15 protein-coding genes are annotated in these 18106 nt (G+C 63.9%); 12 read left to right on the top strand and 3 right to left on the bottom strand.

Annotation, left to right across the window (positions count from 1 at the left end):
* Positions 1–27 precede the first annotated feature (27 nt).
* Positions 28–1899, top strand: coding sequence for a tetratricopeptide repeat protein (locus tag ACIGJE_RS32230; RefSeq protein ID WP_415080762.1), 1872 nt, complete (start codon positions 28–30; stop codon positions 1897–1899).
* Positions 1900–1934: 35 nt separating this feature from the next.
* Positions 1935–2789 carry an amidohydrolase family protein gene (locus ACIGJE_RS32225; protein WP_311937441.1) on the top strand — a complete coding sequence of 285 codons (855 nt, stop codon included), beginning with the start codon at positions 1935–1937 and terminating at the stop codon, positions 2787–2789.
* Positions 2790–2986: 197 nt separating this feature from the next.
* Here the strand turns inward: ACIGJE_RS32225 and ACIGJE_RS32220 are convergent, their stop codons facing one another.
* Both ACIGJE_RS32220 and ACIGJE_RS32215 read right to left on the bottom strand, forming a co-directional pair.
* Positions 2987–4441 (bottom strand): M48 family metalloprotease, encoded by a 1455-nt coding sequence (locus tag ACIGJE_RS32220; protein WP_311937438.1) that lies wholly within the window; start codon positions 4439–4441, stop codon positions 2987–2989.
* A gap of 22 nt (positions 4442–4463) precedes the next feature.
* The gene (locus ACIGJE_RS32215) at positions 4464–5192 is read right to left on the bottom strand and encodes a thermonuclease family protein (protein WP_367624862.1); all 729 of its coding nucleotides are present in this window, start codon (positions 5190–5192) and stop codon (positions 4464–4466) included.
* 170 nt (positions 5193–5362) lie between these two features.
* Between ACIGJE_RS32215 and ACIGJE_RS32210 the strand changes: the two genes are divergently transcribed.
* From ACIGJE_RS32210 to ACIGJE_RS32165, 10 genes are all read left to right on the top strand, one after another.
* Complete coding sequence (locus tag ACIGJE_RS32210) at positions 5363–5701, top strand: P-II family nitrogen regulator (RefSeq protein WP_068293571.1); 339 nt, start codon at positions 5363–5365, stop codon at positions 5699–5701.
* Between the two features lie 47 nt (positions 5702–5748).
* Entirely contained in the window at positions 5749–7062 is a 1314-nt protein-coding gene (locus ACIGJE_RS32205) for an ammonium transporter (RefSeq protein WP_311937432.1), read from the top strand.
* 349 nt (positions 7063–7411) lie between these two features.
* A complete protein-coding gene (locus ACIGJE_RS32200; RefSeq protein ID WP_311937430.1) occupies positions 7412–8983 on the top strand; it encodes an ABC transporter substrate-binding protein in 1572 nt (523 codons plus the stop codon).
* Positions 8984–9210: 227 nt separating this feature from the next.
* Positions 9211–10161, top strand: a complete 951-nt coding sequence (locus ACIGJE_RS32195) for an ABC transporter permease (protein WP_311937427.1) — start codon at positions 9211–9213, stop codon at positions 10159–10161.
* 10 nt (positions 10162–10171) lie between these two features.
* On the top strand, positions 10172–11005 hold the full coding sequence (locus tag ACIGJE_RS32190; RefSeq protein WP_068293556.1) for an ABC transporter permease: 834 nt from the start codon (positions 10172–10174) through the stop codon (positions 11003–11005).
* Positions 11006–11015: 10 nt separating this feature from the next.
* The gene (locus ACIGJE_RS32185) at positions 11016–12641 is read left to right on the top strand and encodes an ABC transporter ATP-binding protein (protein ID WP_311937422.1); all 1626 of its coding nucleotides are present in this window, start codon (positions 11016–11018) and stop codon (positions 12639–12641) included.
* A 70-nt stretch (positions 12642–12711) separates the two neighbouring features.
* Complete coding sequence (locus ACIGJE_RS32180; RefSeq protein ID WP_483680647.1) at positions 12712–14712, top strand: CocE/NonD family hydrolase; 2001 nt, start codon at positions 12712–12714, stop codon at positions 14710–14712.
* 70 nt (positions 14713–14782) lie between these two features.
* A complete protein-coding gene (fdxA, locus tag ACIGJE_RS32175; RefSeq protein ID WP_483680645.1) occupies positions 14783–15133 on the top strand; it encodes a ferredoxin FdxA in 351 nt (116 codons plus the stop codon).
* A gap of 147 nt (positions 15134–15280) precedes the next feature.
* Positions 15281–15619, top strand: coding sequence for a ferredoxin FdxA (gene fdxA / locus ACIGJE_RS32170; RefSeq protein ID WP_311937414.1), 339 nt, complete (start codon positions 15281–15283; stop codon positions 15617–15619).
* Between the two features lie 515 nt (positions 15620–16134).
* Entirely contained in the window at positions 16135–16725 is a 591-nt protein-coding gene (locus ACIGJE_RS32165; RefSeq protein WP_367624859.1) for a CarD family transcriptional regulator, read from the top strand.
* A gap of 149 nt (positions 16726–16874) precedes the next feature.
* Here the strand turns inward: ACIGJE_RS32165 and ACIGJE_RS32160 are convergent, their stop codons facing one another.
* The gene (locus ACIGJE_RS32160) at positions 16875–18092 is read right to left on the bottom strand and encodes an MFS transporter (RefSeq protein ID WP_483680643.1); all 1218 of its coding nucleotides are present in this window, start codon (positions 18090–18092) and stop codon (positions 16875–16877) included.
* Between the last annotated feature and the right edge of the window lie 14 nt (positions 18093–18106).

The following is an 18106-nucleotide window of genomic DNA, read 5'->3' as shown; positions in this document are numbered from 1 at the left end:
GCACAGTCAAGTCCTTGAAAGTTGCCCATGTCCTGGTTGCGCCGCTGGTTCGAACGTAAGCCCGTCCGAGCTGTCCCCGTGCGGGACGAGCCCGACGAAGTCGAGGAATCCTCCGGTTGTAGCCATGATCAGGCCGAGATCGAGCAGCGGATCGGCACGCCGGACTTCGATCTCTTCGTCGCCGAGGGCGAATTGGAGATCGGCGGAAATCTGAAACACGGTGCGCATCATCTTGCCTGTCTGTTGCTGATCGATCCGAGCCGGCCCGATTGGCGCCAGTTGGCAGATCGCTATGTGGCGAAGGCCGGCAGTCGGCTCGACCGGCTCATCCCCGAAACCGCCGAGCGCTATGCGGCGACGGAAGCCTTGCGTGCCTATTTCTGGCACGCCCAGGGACGTGTAGAGGAAGCACTCCGGCACCTCGTCGGCGTTACCGAGGCGATGCATGATAAACGCTATCTCGATGCATGGGCGCATGAATGGCTGGCAGTCTCCGGCGCAGTCGAGGCGCTGCCGCCCGATCTCATTCTGAGGCTGCTGGGCTATGTCGTGACGAGGGCGCCAGAGCCTCACAAGGCATCGTTGCCGCAGTTGCGTATGGCCGAGCGCTGGGCGGATCTTGCTTGCCGTGCTCTGCCGGGGGAATTGTCCGGATTGCAGGCCATGTTCAAGGCGGGGTTGTTGCGCAAGGCTGCCCGCTATGAAGAGGCGCTCGTGGCTGTCGGGCCGTTGGCGCAAAGCGATGAAAATCAGGCGATGGCGCGCGGCTTGGTCCTGCGCCGGCTGAACCGTCCCGAGGAATCGCAGGAGGCCTTCGCCCGTGCCATCGAGCTTTCGCCGGGCAATGAGAGTCCTTTTCTGGAAGTTGGTGATACCTGGTTCGATCTTGCCCAGTGGCAGCATGCCCTGACCTGGTATGAAGGTGCGCTCGCCGTTGAGGCTGACCAACCCTGGGCGAAGGCCTCAGCTGCGTTTTGCCACTGGAAGCTGGAAGGAGGCGAGGCCCGCTACCAGCAGTTCATTGAACTAGCCAGGGAGGGGAACGGCAGAGCGAGGCAGATCTGGTACGCCCATTTCGACGCCTTGCCGCAATTCCATGATGCCACCGCCAATTGCTGGCGTCAGATGCGCTCTGATCTTGCGAAGGCAGCGCCGGGCCGGCCGGAGGGCGACCGGTTCGAATTCAAACTGGGGCTTTCGGCTCTGGAGGCTCCGAGCAATCGGCTGGCCATCGCGCTGGATTGTACCGCCGCCGGCAAAGCCCCGGCGATGGAGATCAGCGTCGATGCGATTCCTAGCCCGGATCCTCGTGTTCCTCTTACCACGGTCGACTACCTCCTATGGCGTTACGACGGTACAACGCCATTTGCTGCCGTTGATCCGCCTCGCGAGGCGATCTCGGAGCGCATCGCCGCGATGGCGCGCAAGCGCTATTCGATGGAGGCCAATTGCGCCGAGGCCAGCTTCGCCGCCGCCGAATTAGGCGTGGAAGCAATAGGGGATCTGCTCGCCGTTATGCTCCATCCGCCGGCCGTGCCGGAGGACGATCAGGCCTTGGCGTGGGTGCCTCGCATCCAATTGACGGCGGCTCTCGTCCTGGCGCAGATCGACCAGGGGTGGGACATATCGGAGCGGCGCAAGGCGTTGTATTCGATGTTGTTCGGGCCTTCCGACTGGATTACCGGAGCGGCCATTCGTGCCCTGGCCTGGATTGCGCAGACAGAGCAGGCACATGCCATGGATATCCACGAGCAGTTCCTTTTCCTGGAGCGGCAAATACCGGATATGGGAGGTTGCTGCTGGGCTGACATACTCTATGACCAATGGCGACATCTGCCCTTTCAGTCCGACGCTGAACGAGAACGATATGAGAAACGGCTGCAGGAACTGAGCGAATAGCAGTTTCGCGGCGGCGCGCCTCCACGGAGATCCCCATGCTCGACTACCCCATCATCGACAGCCATGTTCATCTGCTCGATCCGGCGCGCCTGGGCTATGCCTGGGCCGAGGGCATCACAGGCCTGCGCTCGAAGGCGGTGCCGGCGGATGTGTTCGCTGCGGCCAGACCCGTCGAGATCGAACGTTTCGTCTTCGTGGAAGTCGATGTCGATGCTGGCCAGCATCTCGACGAAGCCGCCTGGGTCAGCGAGCTTGCGGCGGCCGAGCCTCGGCTCGGCGCCATGGTCGCGAGCCTGCCGCTCGAAAAAGGGGCGGCGGTCGAGGCGGATCTCGATCGCCTGCGCGAGCACAAGCCGCTGCGTGGCATCAGGCGATTGATCCAGGGCCAGGCCGATCCGGAATTCTGCCTGCAGCCCGGTTTTCTGGCCGGCCTCAAGCTGCTGGCCCGCCACGATCTCTCCTTCGACATCTGCATCCTGCATCACCAACTGCCGAACGCGGTCCGCATGGTGCAGCAATGCCCGGACGTCCGATTCGTGCTCGACCATATCGGCAAGCCGGCGATCAAGGCGGGCGAAATGGAGCCCTGGCGCGCCGATATGAAGCGGCTCGCTGCCTTGCCCAACGTGCATTGCAAGATCTCGGGCGTATGCACCGAGGCCGATCACCGCAGCTGGACGCGCCAGGAGATCACGCCCTATGTCGAGCATGCCCTGGAAAGCTTCGGTTTCGAGCGCGTGATGTTCGGCTCGGACTGGCACGTGCTGGAATTGGCGGGGACCTATCCCGACTGGGTGCATGTCGTCGACGAGATCACGCATGACTGCTCGCCGTCGGAACGGCGCAAGCTGTTCAGGGACAATGCCGCGGCGTTCTATCGGCTGAGGTGAGGAGGCCGAGGATGGCGTTCTGTCGGGCGGCACCCCTCATCCCCCTGCCGGGACCTTCTCCCGCAAGGAGAGAAGGAATTTGATTGGGATGGGCCGCAAAATCTTGCATGCGGCCAGACCGCGCCCCTTGCCAAATGGAGCCCCTTCTCCCCTTGCGGGAGAAGGTGGCGGCAGCCGGATGAGGGGTGGACCGCCCTCTACTGCGTGACGACCTTGACGCGGTCGCCCGGCCTGAGCGGGCTGGTTTCGTCAAAGCCGTTCAACACCAGGAAGCGCTCGAGCTGGTCCTGGGGGCCGGCCATGCGGGCTGCCAGGGACTGCAGCGTGTCACCCGAGCGCACGGTGATGATGTCGATATGCTCGGGCCGCACGTTGCGCAGCTCGTCCGGCGTCATTCGCCGGAAGCTGTTGGCGGTTTCCTGGAACAGGGCGTCGGTGGCGGGGTTGAGGTCGCGGGCCGCCAGGATCAGGCGGTAGACGTCGCTGCCGAAGCGGATGGCATAGAGGCGGAAGCTCCAGTCCGTGCCACGGGCGAGGGCGGTTGCCGCCTCGTTGCCGTTGATGCGCAGGGTGGAGACGGAGGAGGTGTCCACGCCGCTGATCCAGCCGGAGGCAAGATAGTCGGAAAGCGACTGGCCGTCCTTGGTCTTGACCGTGTCGAGGCGCAGCGCACGGCCGTTGCCGTCGACGCCGAGAATGGCCTGCGGCGTGTTGTCGAGGGTGAAATTGGGGGGCGCGGTGAAGGTGAAGGCCAGGCGAGGCTGCCAGAAGATGCGGCCCTGCACATAACCCTGCGCGGGATCCTCGCCATAGGTGATGCCGTCGATCACCGACAGATAGCGGAACTTGTCATGCTCGCCCGAGCCGGGAGCGCCATATTGGGCAGCTTCGGTGTTGGCCTTGGCGATACGTTCGGGCGTGGAGGGATGGGTCGACAGGAAGTCCGGCGTCGCCTGGCGCGAACGCGCCTCCACCTGCCGGCGCATCGAGGTCAGGAAACGCGCGGCGCCATAGGGATCGAAGCCGGCCTTGGCGATCGTGCGAATGCCGATCTCGTCGGCATTCAGCTCCTGCTGGCGCGAAAAGCTCGCCAGGCTGTTCTGGCTCGAGGAGACCAGGCCGGGATTGTGCACCATGCTCGCCACCTTGGAGACGACCAGGGATTGGCGCTCGCGATCGGCACGCGCGGCAGCGTGGCGCGCCGAGACATGCGCCATCTCATGGGCGATCACGGCCGCGATTTCGGCATCGTCATTGGCCAGCGCGAGCAGGCCGCGCGTCACGTAGAGCCGGCCGGAGGGCAGGGCGAAGGCGTTGATTGACGAGGCGTTCAGCACCGTCAACTTGTAGGGAATGTCGGGCCGGTCGGACTGGGCGGCAAGACGCTGGACGAGATCGTCGAGATAGCGTTCCAGGGCGGCGTTGCGATAGGCACCGCCATAGGAAGCGAGAACGCGGGCGCTTTCGCGGTCCTCCGCATTGGGGGGAGCGATGACACGCGGGGCTTCGGCCGGAAGGGCTGCCGGCGTGGCGCGCGGAAGATCGCCCGCCTGGTCGTTGTCGCCCACGGTGGCGCAAGACGACAGGCCGAGCGCAAGCGCCAGGGCGCAAGCCCTCCGCCAGTTCGGTTGTCTCGCCGCGCCCCCCAGCATCTCGCTCAGCTTCCCACTCCTCCTACGGCGACACCGGTGCGACCTGTTCGATCGCCGCCGGCTCGGTAATTTCGATGCGGGGCCCGTCGCGCATCGTCACGACGCCACGAGCCCTGACATAGCTGCCCTCGAGAGCGGCAGCGGTGTGACCGGTTGCCTCGAAACGTGGCCATTGTTTGGCGGGTATCGCCAAAGTCACGTCTTCGCGCCAGATTTTGCCGAAATCGATCCACACGGTCGTCTTCGTCACTCCAACATGCAGCACGCGTCCCGCCACGATGGCGAAGCCATCGGCGTGTCGGGCAACGGCCTCAGGAGTCGCCGCATCGGCGACTGCATAGCCCGGTTCGGCCCAGAGGCCAAGCCGAGCCCGGCGGGCATTGTCTTCTGCAGTCATTAATTCTGTGTAACACACATCTTCCCCAACGGAAGGCCGAATGCGCGCCAAGCCGCGGGCTGCGAGATCGGCCGCCAGATCGCGGCCTTCGAAATAGAGCGCTCCGCGCCATGCGCCGTGCCTGTCGGGCGTGGCCGGGCCCACCAGGGTCGCAGTGGCATCGGCAAGATCGGGCAGCCTCAGCGAGGAAAGATCCACGCCCGCAAGCCTTATCCTGCGGCCGTCCGCGAGCAGGAGGTGGCCCTGTTCGTCCTTGCCGGCAATCGTCACATTCTCGCCTGCTTCCGCCGGGACGGCGCACGGATCAGCGAACGCCTTGTGCACGTTGCTCGAAAATATCGCAACGACGGCCATTGTGCCTAATATTTGCGCAACCCTTGGCAAGCGAGTGGTCCTTACATTGGGCAGAGGTAATTTTTATCGTGATTTTTCATGATCTTAGCATGGCGTTTGGCAGTTGGCACGCGGCTTGAAAGAGGATGTCTGACGCCAAATTGCAAAACGCCTTAAGGGGATAGAGCAGCATGAAAATAGTGATGGCCATCATCAAGCCGTTCAAGCTCGAGGAGGTGCGCGATGCCCTCACGGGTCTGGGCGTGCACGGTCTGACCGTGACCGAGGTGAAGGGGTATGGCCGCCAGAAAGGGCATACCGAGATCTACCGCGGCGCCGAATATGCCGTGAGTTTTCTGCCCAAGCTGAAGATCGAGGTCGCGGTGCCCAGCGAGCTGGTCGCCAAGGTGATCGATGCGATCACGGCGGCCGCCAAGACCGGCCAGATCGGCGACGGCAAAATTTTCGTCATGCCGATCGAAACTGCGGTGCGCATCCGCACCGGCGAGCGCGACGGCGACGCGCTCTAGGTCTGCCGCTGATGCCCTCGACTCCCATGAGACAGGATCCTTTCCCGATGACTTCCCTCCGTTTCCTCAAATCCGCCGTCATGGCCCTCATGGGCGCCGGGCTGCTTGCGGGCCCCGCTCTCGCCCAGACCGCAGCGCCGCCGCCCACCCTGAACTCGGGCGACACGGCCTGGATGCTGGTGTCCTGCGCGCTGGTGCTGATGATGATCGCACCGGGCCTCGGCCTGTTCTATGGCGGCCTGGTGCGCGCCAAGAACATGCTCTCCATCCTCATGCAGGTGCTGATCGTCGCCTCGGTGGTGATGGTGATCTGGGTCTTCTACGGCTACACCCTCGCCTTCAGCGACGGCGGTCCCCTCTTCGGCGGCTTCTCCAAGGCCTTCCTCGCCGGCATTACCAAGGACACGCTGAGCGGCACCATTCCTGAATATGTGTTCGTCTGCTTCCAGATGACCTTCGCGGCGATCACGCCCGCCCTCATCGTCGGCGCTTTCGCCGAGCGCATGAAGTTCTCGGCTGTGGTGCTGTTCTGTCTGCTCTGGGTCACCTTCATCTACATCCCGGTCGCCCATTCGGTGTGGCAGTCGACGGGCTGGCTGTTCAAGCTGGGCGCCTTCGATTTCGCCGGCGGTACCGTCGTGCACATCAATGCCGGTGTCGCCGGCCTGGTGGGCTGCCTGATGATCGGCAAGCGCACCGGCTTCGGCAAGGAGCAGATGCCGCCCCATTCGCTCACTCTGTCCTGGGTCGGTGCCGGCATGCTGTGGGTCGGCTGGTTCGGCTTCAACGCCGGTTCGGCCCTCTCGGCCGGCGCCAGCGCGGGCCTGGCCATGATGACCACCTTCGTCGCCACGGCGGGCGCTATCCTGGGCTGGTCGCTGGTCGAATGGTTCACCCATGGCAAGCCCTCGATGCTGGGTGCGGTCTCGGGTGCGGTCGCCGGCCTGGTGGCGGTGACGCCCGCTGCCGGCTTCGTCGGCCCGGCCGGCGCCATCGCGCTTGGCTTCATCGCCGGTATCGTCTGCTTCTTCTTCGTGACGACCGTGAAGAATGCCTTCGGCTATGACGACAGCCTCGACGTCTTCGGCGTGCATGGCATCGGCGGTATCCTCGGCGCTCTCGGCACCGGCGTGCTGGCATCGCCGTCGCTGGGTGGCGTCGGCTATGCCGATGGCGTGACGATGGGCGCCCAGCTCTGGGTGCAGGTCGAGGCGGTTGCCTTCACCATCGTGATGACGGGCGTGGGTTCGGCGATTCTGTTCAAGCTGGTCGATCTCGTCGTCGGCCTGCGTGTCGACCGCCAGACGGAGGCCGAAGGCCTCGATATCGTCGAACATGGTGAACGCGCCTATCACAGCTGACGTGATGGCATACGCAAGATCCGATCCCCGGCCGCATGGCCGGGGGTTTTCTGTTTATGGGCGGATGGATCCGATATCATCCGTTGTCGCTCGCGCCGGGCGAGATCCTTTTTGGCCGAAATTGACGAAAATTAGGCCTGCTGATTGAAAATTGGCCTTTACCCGACGTTCAAATTCGCAAATCGAGCCTGATTTGGGTTTCATGAAAATGAAAGAACGTCGCCCTGCTGTCATTTGATGTCGTTTGTAGGTCTCTTGCACAGCGGCTTGCAGGACACGATAGTGGGCAGGTCGAACGCTCGGGCAACGAGCGCAAATTCCATACAGGCGAGCCGCAGGGAACATTGACATGACGGGTAAGAACTTTACGCAGGGATCGGGCCTGATCCTCGACCGCCGCGAATTGATGAAGAGCGCTGCTGCGCTCGGTTTGAGCCTTGGTGGCCTGGGCGCGCTCGGCGGCTCGGCCCTGGCGGCTGATACCCCCAAGAAGGGCGGCACCTTGAAGCTGGGCATGGAGGGCGGTTCGGCCTCCGACAGTCTCGATCCTCGCACCTATGCCGATTCCGTGCCGATTTCCTACGGCTACCAGATCTGCAACGGGTTCGTCGAAATCGGCGATGACGGACTGCCCAAGGGCGAGTTGTTCGAAAGCTGGGAATACAAGCCCGGCGCCAAGGAATGGATCTTCAACATCCGCAAGGACGTGACGTTCCACAATGGCAAGACGCTCGATGCCGATGATGCGATCTATTCGATCAACCTGCATCGCGGCGACACCAAGTCCGCCGCCAAGGATCTGCTGAGCTCGATCACCGACGTCAAGAAGCTCAGCGCCAACCAGATCCAGATCACCTTGTCCGAGGGCAATCTCGACCTGCCCTACAACCTTTCCGATTATCACGTCCTGTGCGTGCCCAACGGCTATAGTGACTTCTCCAAGCTGGTCGGCACCGGTGCCTACAAGCTCGAAGTGTTCGAGCCCGGCGTGCGCGTGGTCACCAAGAACACCGGCAATTACTGGAAGCCTGGACGCGGCAATTTCGATGGCATCGAACTGCAATACATCCAGGACCAGGCGTCGCGCCTGCAGGCCCTGATTTCCGGCCAGGTCGACGCCATCAACCGTCTCGATGCCAAGACCATGGACATCGTGACCTCCTCGCCCGACGTGAGCGTGGTGCAGAGCAAGGGCACGGGCAACCGCTTCGCCTTCGTGGCGCTGTGCGACACCGATCCCTATACCAATGCCGACCTGCGCTGGGCGCTCAAATATGGCATGGACCGCAAGAAGATCGTCGACACCGTCTACCAGGGCTATGCCACCGTCGGCAACGACACCACCATCAGCCCGTCGCACAAATACTATGCCAAGGACGTGCCGCAGACGCCCTACGATCCGGAGAAAGCCGCCTTCCACTACAAGAAGGCCGGCAGCCCCAAGCTGGAACTCAAGGTTTCGGAAGGCGCTTATAACGGCGCAACCGACGCTGGCTTGCTCTACCAGGAAGCCATGAAGCAGGCGGGCATCGACCTGACCGTCACGCGCGTTTCGGGCGATGGCTACTGGTCGAATATCTGGCTGAAGGAACCCTTCTGCGCAGTCTACTGGGGCGGGCGCCCCAACATCGATCTGCAGCTGTCGCAGACCTTCCTGTCCACCGCCAATTGGAACGACACCCATTGGAAGCGGCCGGAATTCGACAAGCTCTTGATCTCCGCCCGCGTCGAGACCGACGATGCCAAGCGCGCGCAGATCTACTCGGAATGCCAGAAGATGATCCACGACGATGGCGGCATGGTCTGCTACGCGGTCGGCGATTATCTCGACGCCTACTCCAAGAAGATCATGGGGACGGCTCCGCATCCGCGCTACGACATGTGCGACCAGCGTGTCGCCGAAAAGGGCTGGTTCGCCTGAGAGCTCTGGAGCCGGGGGCGTTTGGCGACAAACGCTGCTTCGCCCCTGCTCCTTGTTTCGACGTGTCCTTGCGAATCCTGGCCTAGCCGCCAGATCGCAGGGCGTGTCGGGGGCGACGCGCGTGAGGCGCCTCGCTCTTTTCCTTTCATACTGCAGAGGGACGGGCGCGTGCGGGGGGAACTGCAGCGTGCCCGGCCTCCGTCGGCAACAGGTCGAAAGGGCACATTGTGGGACGTCTTATCGGTTGGCGCATCGTCCAGGGGGTGGCGACGCTCTTCGCCATCTCCCTCATCTTGTTTATTCTAACCCTCAACCTGCAGGGAAATGCGGCGGATGCCGTGCTCGGCCAGGCCGCAACGGCGGAAACCAAAGCCGCCTTCGAACGCAGCATTGGCCTCGATGTGCCGGCCTGGCAGCGCTATCTGAGCTGGCTGTGGAACATCATCACCCATTTTGATTTCGGCCGGTCCTATACCAACCAGAACGTCATCGTGAACGATCTGTGGCCGCGTTTCACCAACACGCTGTTCCTGGCTTGCTATGCTGCCGTGATCGCCGTGCCGCTCGCGGTCATCACCGGCATCACCTGCGCCATCACCGAGGGACGTCTGGCTGACCGGGCCGCCAACGTGCTGGCGCTGATCGCCATCTCGCTGCCGGAGTTCTTCATCGGCGGCGTGCTGATCCTGCTCTTCGCCGGTTATTGGCGCTGGTTCCCGCCGTTGGCGGCCGTCAACCCAGACATGGGTTTCTTTACGCGCCTCTACGTGACTTTCCTGCCGGCGGTGGCGCTGACCTGCCTGGTCACCGCGCATATGATGCGCATGACGCGCAATTCGGTGCTGTCGATCATGTCGACGCCCTATGTCGAAATGGGCTTCCTCAAGGGCCTGACGCGGGCCCGCGTCGTCACCAAGCATGCGCTGCCGAACGCGGCCTCGCCGATCATCTCGGTGGTGGCCCTGAACATCGCCTATCTGGTGGTCGGCGTGGTCGTCATCGAGAAGGTGTTCACCTATCCTGGCGTCGGCCAGTACATGATCGACGCGGTGACCAAGCGCGACGTGCCGGCGATCCTGGCCTGCGGCATCCTGTTTGCGGCCGTGTTCATCATCCTCAATACGATTGCCGACGTGCTGGCGATCATCCTCAATCCGCGTCTGCGGCATCCCCGGTAGAGAGGGCAGCATGGTCATTTTCGGACACAAGGCGCCGCTCACCGCCGTCATCGGCCTGTTCATCATCGCGCTCAACGTCGTCGTCGCCATAGCCGGCCCTTGGCTCGCGCCCTATTCGGAGACGCAGACCGTCGGCAAGACCTGGGCGACGATTTCAGCGACCAGCTGGCTGGGGACCGACCAGATCGGCCGCGACATGCTCACCCGCCTGATCTACGGCGCCCGCCTCACCATCGGCATCGCCCTGGTCACCACCATCCTGTCCTTCGCCATCGGTATCACGCTCGGCCTGGTAGCGGCCGTGACGGGCCGCTGGATCGATGCCGTGCTCTCGCGAACCGTCGACATCGTCATGTCGGTGCCGCTGCTGATCTGGGCGCTGATCATCCTGTCGATCTTCGGCCAGACCCTGACTTCGCTGGTGCTGACCATCGCCTTCCTCGATTCCAGCCGCGTCTATCGTCTCGCCCGCGCGCTCGGCATGAACCTCGCTTCGCTCGATTTCGTCGAGGTGGCCAGGCTGCGCGGCGAGGGCATCTGGTGGGTAGTCTGGCGCGAGATCCTGCCCAATGCCGCAGCACCGCTGATGTCGGAGTTCGGCCTGCGCTTCTGCTTCAATTTCCTGTTCATCGCCGCGCTGAGCTTCATCGGCCTCGGCGTGCCCCTGCCCTATGCGGACTGGGGCGGCATGGTGCGCGACAACATCACCAGCCTCAAGCTCGGGCGGGCAGCGGCCCTTTATCCGGCTGCCGCCATTGCTCTCCTCACCATCGGCATCAATCTGGTGGTCGATTGGTTCCTGTCGATCGATGCCCGCCCGTCCGGCGCGCAGGCGGAAATGTAAGGGGGCTGAGATGGCAAACGACAAGACCTCTTCCGATCTGATCCTCGAACTCGAAAAGCTCAGGGTCGAGACCATCACCGGCCGCGTTCTCGTCGACAATGTCGACGTGACGCTGCGGCGGGGCGAAATCCTCGGCCTCATCGGCGAATCCGGTGCCGGCAAGTCGACCATCGGCCTGGCGTCGATGGCCTATGCCCGGGCCGGCATGCGCATCACCGGCGGCTCGATCAAGCTCGACGGTACCGAGCTGCGCGCCTCCACCGCCGCGCAGCGCCGTAATTTCCGTGGCAAGAGCATCGCCTATATAGCCCAGAGCGCCGCCGCCTCCTTCAACCCGGCCATGACGCTGATGGACCAGGTCTGCGAGGCGCCGGTCGTGCATGGCGTGATGACGCGGCCGGAAGCGGAAGCCTATGCCCGCAAGCTTTTCCGCATCCTGCAGCTGCCCAATCCCGACACGATCGGCGATCGTTACCCCCACCAGGTCTCGGGCGGCCAGCTCCAGCGTGCCATGGCCGCGATGGCGATGAGCTGCCGGCCCGATGTGATCGTGCTGGACGAGCCGACCACGGCGCTCGACGTCACCACCCAGATCGAGGTGCTGGCGCTCTTGCGCGACCTCATCCGGGAATTCGGCACGGCCGGCCTCTACATCACGCATGACCTTGCCGTGGTGGCCCAGATCGCCCATCGCATCATGGTGTTGCGCCATGGCAAGACCGTCGAGGTCGGCGAAGCCCAGCAGGTACTGGAGGCGCCGCGGACCGACTATGCCCGCGCTCTGGTGAACGAGCGGCGCGAGGCCGAGCATCTCCAGCTGACCGCGCCGGCGGAGGGCGCCGAGCCCGTACTCTCCATGACCAACGTCACCGCTGGCTATGGCCCGGTTGCCATCGTCAAGAACGCCTCCTTCAAGCTCGCCAAAGGCGAGACGCTGGCGGTGGTGGGCGAGTCCGGTTCCGGCAAGAGCACGATCGCGCGCATCATCGTCGGCCTGCTGCCGCGCTGGGAAGGTGACGTCTCGCTGAACGGCAAGACCCTGCCGCCGGCACTGCCCCAGCGCAGCAAGGACATCCTGCGACGCCTGCAGATGGTGCACCAGATGCCGGATGTGGCGCTCAATCCGCGTCAGACCCTGGGGCAGATCATCGGGCGCCCGGTGAGCTTCTACTTCAACCGCTCAGCTGGCGACGTGCGCAAGCGCGTGCTCGAACTGCTGCGGCAGGTCGGCCTACCGGAGGAGTTCGCGGATCGCCGGCCTGGCCAGCTTTCGGGCGGGCAGAAGCAGCGTGTGTGTATCGCCCGCGCCCTCGCCGCCGAGCCGGAGGTGATCATCTGCGACGAGCCGACCTCCGCGCTCGACCCGCTGGTGGCGGAGGACGTGCTCAAGCTCCTCAAGAAGCTGCAGGACGATCTCGGCCTCGCCTACATCTTCATCACCCACGATCTCGGCACGGTGCGCCGCATCGCCCATCGCACGGCGGTGATGTTCAAGGGCGAGATCATCGCCCAGGGGCCGACGGCGGATATCTTCGCCCCGCCGTTCCATCCCTATACGGAGAAACTGATCAGCTCCGTGCCGGAGATGGATACGCATTGGCTCGACAATATTCTCGCCAGCCGCAAGGTGGCGTGATCCAATGGTTCGTTGAAAGGGCCGGTCTTCTGACCGGCCCTTTCGTTCGTTTTTCTTGAAGTATTTTCCAATGTCCCCAGTCCGCACGATCGAACATTTCTTCATTCCCCTCGCCGATGGTACCCGGCTTGCCGCGCGCCTATGGCTGCCCGAGGATGCCGAAGCCAAGCCGGTGCCGGCGATCCTCGAATATATCCCCTACCGCAAGCGCGACGGCACGCGCGGGCGGGACGAGCCGATGCATGGCTGGTTCGCGGCCAATGGCTATGCCGCCATCCGCGTCGACATGCGCGGCAGCGGCGAGTCCGACGGCCTGCTCGAGGATGAATATCTGCAGCGCGAACTCGACGATGCCTGCGAGGTGATCGCCTGGCTCGCGGCCCAGCCCTGGTGCTCGGGCTCCGTCGGCATGATGGGCAAGAGCTGGGGCGGCTTCAATTGCCTGCAGGTCGCGGCGCTCAACCCGCCGGCCCTCAAGGCCATCATCACCGTCTGCTCCACCGATGACCGTTACGCCGACGACATCCATTTCATGGGCGGCACCTTGCTCAACGACAATCTGTGGTGGGGCTCGATCATGCTGGCCTATCAGGCCAGGCCGGCCGATCCGGCGCTGGTCGGCGAGGCCTGGCGAGCGCAATGGCAGTACCGCCTCGACCATCTGCCCTTCTTCCCGGCGCTCTGGCTCGCGCATCAGAGGCGCGACGCCTATTGGCGGCACGGTTCGATCTGCGAGGATTTCTCGGCGGTACAATGCCCGGTCTTCGCCGTCGGGGGCTGGGGCGATGCCTATACGAATGCCATTCCCCGCCTGCTCGAGGGCCTCACCGTACCCAGGCTCGGCCTGATTGGGCCCTGGGCCCATATCTATCCGCAGGACGGCGTGCCGGGGCCGGCCATCGGCTTCCTGCAGGAAGCAACCCGCTGGTGGGATCACTGGCTGAAGGGGACGGATCGCGGCATCATGGCCGAACCGATGATGCGGGCTTTCGTCGAGGAGTGGACGCCGCCTGGTCATCGCGATCCGGTGCCTGGCCGCTTCGTCGGCGAGGCGACATGGCCTTCGCCGGCGATCGTCGCCAAGACCGTCCATCTGGCGCCGGGCACCCTGGCGGTTGAAGCCGGACCGGCCAGCGAGATCGCCTTCACCTCGCCGGCCTGGACGGGAGCGGCAGCCGGGGAATGGATGGGTACCGGCGTCACTGGCGAGGAGCCAGCCGATCAGCGCCATGACGACGCCTTCTCCTGCTGTTTCGATGGCGAAGTCCTGACCGAACGGCTCGAACTGCTCGGCGCCCCGGAGATCGAGGTCGAGATTGCCTCCGACAAGCCCCTGGCCCAGCTCTGCGCCAGGCTTTGCGACGTTGCGCCGGACGGCTCCTCGCGCCGTATCGCCTATGCGGTGTTCAACCTGACCCACCGCGACAGCCATGCCGAGCCCGAGGCGCTGGTGCCTGGCCGCTTCTATCCCATCCGCTTCAAGCTCAGCGATTGCGGCTATGCCCTCGCGCCGGGCCATCGCCTCCGGCTTGCCCTGTCGACCGCCTATTGGCCGCTGATCTGGCCGGCGCCCGAACCGGTGACGCTCACCTTGCGCTGCCCGGGCCGATTGGCCCTGCCGGTGCGCCAGGCCCGCGCGAACGACCCCGTCGTCGCCTTCGAGCCGGCGCTGAGCGCAGCCCGCACCCCGACGACCAAGGTCGCCGAAGGCCGCATGGCGCGTACCACCTCGCTCGACCTGCTGACGGATACGGCTACCTATGTCACGGAAGGGGAGGGCGGCCTGTTCGGCGAGGGCGTGCTGCGCTTCGACGAGATCGACACCACGCTCTCCCACAGCCTCCGGCGCGAGCTGACCGTCAGGGGCGATGACCCTCTCAGTGCGCGCTACCGCCTCAGCGAGAGCTATGAGATGGGGCGCGAGGGCTGGCAGATCCGCATCGAGGTGAAGACCGCGATGCAGGCGACCGCCACCGATTTCATCCTGGAGGGTGAACTCAGGGCCTCCGCCAATGGCGAGCTGGCCGCCGAGCGCCGCTGGTACGAGAAAATCCCCCGCGATCTCTTGTGACCGCAATTGCGCCTTAGGCGCGCCATAACCGGCCGTTCCACTGAGGGCTCCCTCCGGATGGAACGGCGCCATGGCCTATGTGGTCACCGAAAACTGCATCAGATGCAAATATATGGACTGCGTGGCCGAGTGCCCGGTCGATTGCTTCCGGGAAGGCGAGAATATGCTCGTCATCGATCCCCTAATATGCATCGATTGCGGCATCTGCGAACCGGTCTGTCCGGCGGATGCCATCCGCTCCGATGCGGAGCGCGGATTGGAGGCCTGGGTTGAATTGAACGCGCGCTATGCCCATCTCTGGCCGGAGATCACGGCGCGGCGCGAGCCGCCATTGGATGCTAAACAATGGGACGGCAAGCTTGGCAAGCTCGCCTTGCTCTCGCCTCGGCCGGGCGCCGGAGACGCAGGACAGGCCGGGTAGAGGACAGGTCCAGTGCTCCGTTTGTGATGAACTGAGTCAAAGCCTCTACCGCGGCGAATGGCTGCTCTGTGCAAGCGCGCCTTGAACCGTCGGCGCAGTTCGGCTAGGCAGTTTTAGCAAGATTATAAACTTTCGGGATTTTCTGGCATGACCTACGTGGTCACTGAGAACTGCATCAAGTGCAAATACATGGACTGCGTGGAAGTCTGCCCGGTGGACTGTTTCTACGAGGGTGAGAATTTTCTCGTCATCCATCCCGACGAATGCATCGATTGCGGTGTCTGCGAGCCCGAATGTCCGGCGGATGCCATCAAGGCCGATACCGAAAAGGGCCTGGAGGCCTGGCTCGAGCTGAATGCGAAATTCGCGCAGAGCTGGCCCAACATCACGGTCAAGCGTGACGGTTTTCCCGATGCCAAGGAGTGGGACGGCAAGCCGGACAAGCTGCCGCTGCTCTCGCCGGAACCGGGCCAGGGCGACGCCTGATTGCAAATTCCGGCCGAATCCGACAGGGTTCGGTTTCCCCTGCACGGGTAGCATGGCTGCCCGTTTTCGGGGCTTCGGCAGCGGGCATCTGTCGAGGCACCCTTTTGGACTGCCCGGCGCTTTTTGCATAGCGGCTATTCACAAAAACCGCGCAGTATCAACCTTAACGAGCGCTTTACGCGCCGTTTTGGCGTGTAAAAGCGTTGATTTTTGCCGATTTTTGGTATATACAGGGGCATGGTCAAGAGAGAGACCGAGTTACCCCGCCGCTGCTCCGCACAGGGGCAATTTTTTTGTGCTCAGCTTCAAGGGACCTCAGTCGGTCGGTGCGGGTAGCGCCGATAGATACATGGAATTTTTGACCGTCCTTCATTTCGACGTTCCTCGCGGCGGCTCTTGAAGCTTTGGCCTGGTTTCACTGTCGAATGGTGTTTGCGGCAACAGGCGTGAGCCTGCCCGTGGTTTGGTGCGGCTGCCGATTCGGCATCTGCCAATGATAGGAGCGTTGAAGCGTCATGACGACAGCGAAGAAGACGTCCACGAAGCAGGGTTTCAAGACGGGCGAGAGCATTGTGTACCCCTCGCATGGCGTCGGCAAAATCGTGTCGATCGACGAGCAGGAAGTAGCCGGTTTCAAGCTTGAGCTGTTCGTGATTTCCTTCTCCAAGGACAAGATGACGCTGCGCGTGCCCACCACCAAGATCGCTTCCGTCGGCATGCGCAAGCTCTCCGAACCGGCCGTGGTCGCCAAGGCGCTCGAAACGCTCAAGGGCCGTGCCCGCATCAAGCGCACCATGTGGTCGCGCCGTGCGCAGGAATACGAAGCCAAGATCAATTCGGGCGATCTGATCGCCATTGCCGAGGTCGTGCGCGATCTCTATCGCTCCGATGCTCAGCCCGAACAGTCCTATTCCGAGCGTCAGCTCTATGAAGCGGCTCTCGATCGTATGGCGCGCGAATTGGCCGCCGTCGATGACCTCATCGATTCCGAGGCCGTAAAGGTGATCGAAGCCAATCTCGCCAAGGGTCCCAAGCGCGGTGGTGCCAAGGAAGCCGAGGCCGAGTTCGACGATGCGACCGAGGAAGAAGAGGAAGCCGCCGCCTGAGGCGTTTCCCCATCAGACATACGGAAAACCCCGCTTCGGCGGGGTTTTCTTTTGGCTGCGAGGCCGAGAATGGCGGAAAGCCCAGACAGCAAGGGAGCAGGTAGGCCCTGGGTCTCGTCGTGCCCGGGTCCTGTCTCGCGGCAATGGCCTCAGGTCGGGTCGGGGCAGTCGGACCAAATCTCCGGCTTGGTTGCCTTCTCGGTGCCGACGAAGGTGAGGGCGAGGCCGACAAGGGCCAGCAATCCGCCGGCAATCGGAATGGCAGCATAGCCCAGGCCCAGGCTGAGGGTCGCGCTGCCGATAGCCGCGCCAAGGGCGTTGCCGAGATTGAAGGCGCCGACATTGATCGAGGAGGCCAGGCCCGGCGCGGCCGACGCCACTTGCATCACCCGCATCTGCAGAGGCGGCACGATGGCGAAGGCGGCCATGCCCCAGACCATGAGGCCGATGGCGGCGCCGTAGCGGGAGGTCAGGGCGAGCGGCAACACAGCCATGATCAGGCCGAGGGCCGCGAGCGAGAGCCTGGCGGCACCGTCGAGTGACCAGTCGGCCAGGCGCCCGCCCAGCGCGTTGCCCAGGGTCAGGCCGATGCCGATCAGGGCAAGGGCGAGGGTGATGAAGCCGGCCCCGGCGTGGGTAATCTCGATCAGGACCGAAGTCACATAGGTATAGAGCACGAACATGGCACCTGCCCCCATCACGGTCGCGGCCATGGCGGTCAGCACGCTGGGCTGGGCGATGGCGCCGAACTCCCGGCGAATGTCGGGCATGCGGCCGGGCTCCCCCTTCGGCAGGGCGAGGAAGAGCGCCAGGATGGCCACCAGCCCGAGCAGGGCCGTCGCTGCGAAGGTCTGCCGCCAGCCGATGGCCTGGCCGATCCAGGTGGCTGCCGGTACGCCGCCGACAGTGGCGATGGTCAGGCCCAGGAACATTGCGGCAATGGCGCTGGCCTGGCGTTCACGCGGCACGAGGCTGGCAGCAACGATGGAACCCAGGCCGAAGAAGGCTCCGTGATTGAGGCTGGTGATGATGCGGGCGGCCATCAGGGTCCAATAACCCGGTGCGATCGCGGCCAGCAGATTGCCGAGCGCGAAGATGCTCATCAAGGCGATCAGGGCCGTGCGTTTGCGTAAACGGGCCAGCAACAGCGTCATGATGGGAGCACCGGCCATCACGCCGATGGCATAGGCGCTGATCAGCAGGCCAGCCGTCGGGATGTCGACGCTGACGCCCTGCGCGATGTCGCGCAGCATGCCCATCGGCGAGAATTCGGTGGTGCCGATGCCGAAGGCCCCGATGGCCAGGGCCGTCAACGGCCAGAAGCTGGAAGGTGTATCGGTGTTGGCGGTGCGTGGTTGTACGGCCATGGCATCCATTGCGT

This window comes from Labrys sp. E2SS-1L, from assembly GCF_057073705.1.
This window is presented reverse-complemented; position numbering and strand designations above follow the sequence as displayed.

Bases quoted from the DNA above. Each gene is read 5' to 3' on its own strand.
- ACIGJE_RS32230 (WP_415080762.1), top strand. From the start codon at position 28: ATGTCCTGGTTGCGCCGCTGGTTCGAACGTAAGCCCGTCCGAGCTGTC.
- ACIGJE_RS32225 (WP_311937441.1), top strand. From the start codon at position 1,935: ATGCTCGACTACCCCATCATCGACAGCCATGTTCATCTGCTCGATCCG.
- ACIGJE_RS32220 (WP_311937438.1), bottom strand. From the start codon at position 4,441: ATGCTGGGGGGCGCGGCGAGACAACCGAACTGGCGGAGGGCTTGCGCC.
- ACIGJE_RS32215 (WP_367624862.1), bottom strand. From the start codon at position 5,192: ATGGCCGTCGTTGCGATATTTTCGAGCAACGTGCACAAGGCGTTCGCT.
- ACIGJE_RS32210 (WP_068293571.1), top strand. From the start codon at position 5,363: ATGAAAATAGTGATGGCCATCATCAAGCCGTTCAAGCTCGAGGAGGTG.
- ACIGJE_RS32205 (WP_311937432.1), top strand. From the start codon at position 5,749: ATGACTTCCCTCCGTTTCCTCAAATCCGCCGTCATGGCCCTCATGGGC.
- ACIGJE_RS32200 (WP_311937430.1), top strand. From the start codon at position 7,412: ATGACGGGTAAGAACTTTACGCAGGGATCGGGCCTGATCCTCGACCGC.
- ACIGJE_RS32190 (WP_068293556.1), top strand. From the start codon at position 10,172: ATGGTCATTTTCGGACACAAGGCGCCGCTCACCGCCGTCATCGGCCTG.
- ACIGJE_RS32185 (WP_311937422.1), top strand. From the start codon at position 11,016: ATGGCAAACGACAAGACCTCTTCCGATCTGATCCTCGAACTCGAAAAG.
- ACIGJE_RS32180 (WP_483680647.1), top strand. From the start codon at position 12,712: ATGTCCCCAGTCCGCACGATCGAACATTTCTTCATTCCCCTCGCCGAT.
- fdxA (WP_483680645.1), top strand. From the start codon at position 14,783: ATGGCCTATGTGGTCACCGAAAACTGCATCAGATGCAAATATATGGAC.
- fdxA (WP_311937414.1), top strand. From the start codon at position 15,281: ATGACCTACGTGGTCACTGAGAACTGCATCAAGTGCAAATACATGGAC.
- ACIGJE_RS32165 (WP_367624859.1), top strand. From the start codon at position 16,135: ATGACGACAGCGAAGAAGACGTCCACGAAGCAGGGTTTCAAGACGGGC.
- ACIGJE_RS32160 (WP_483680643.1), bottom strand. From the start codon at position 18,092: ATGGCCGTACAACCACGCACCGCCAACACCGATACACCTTCCAGCTTC.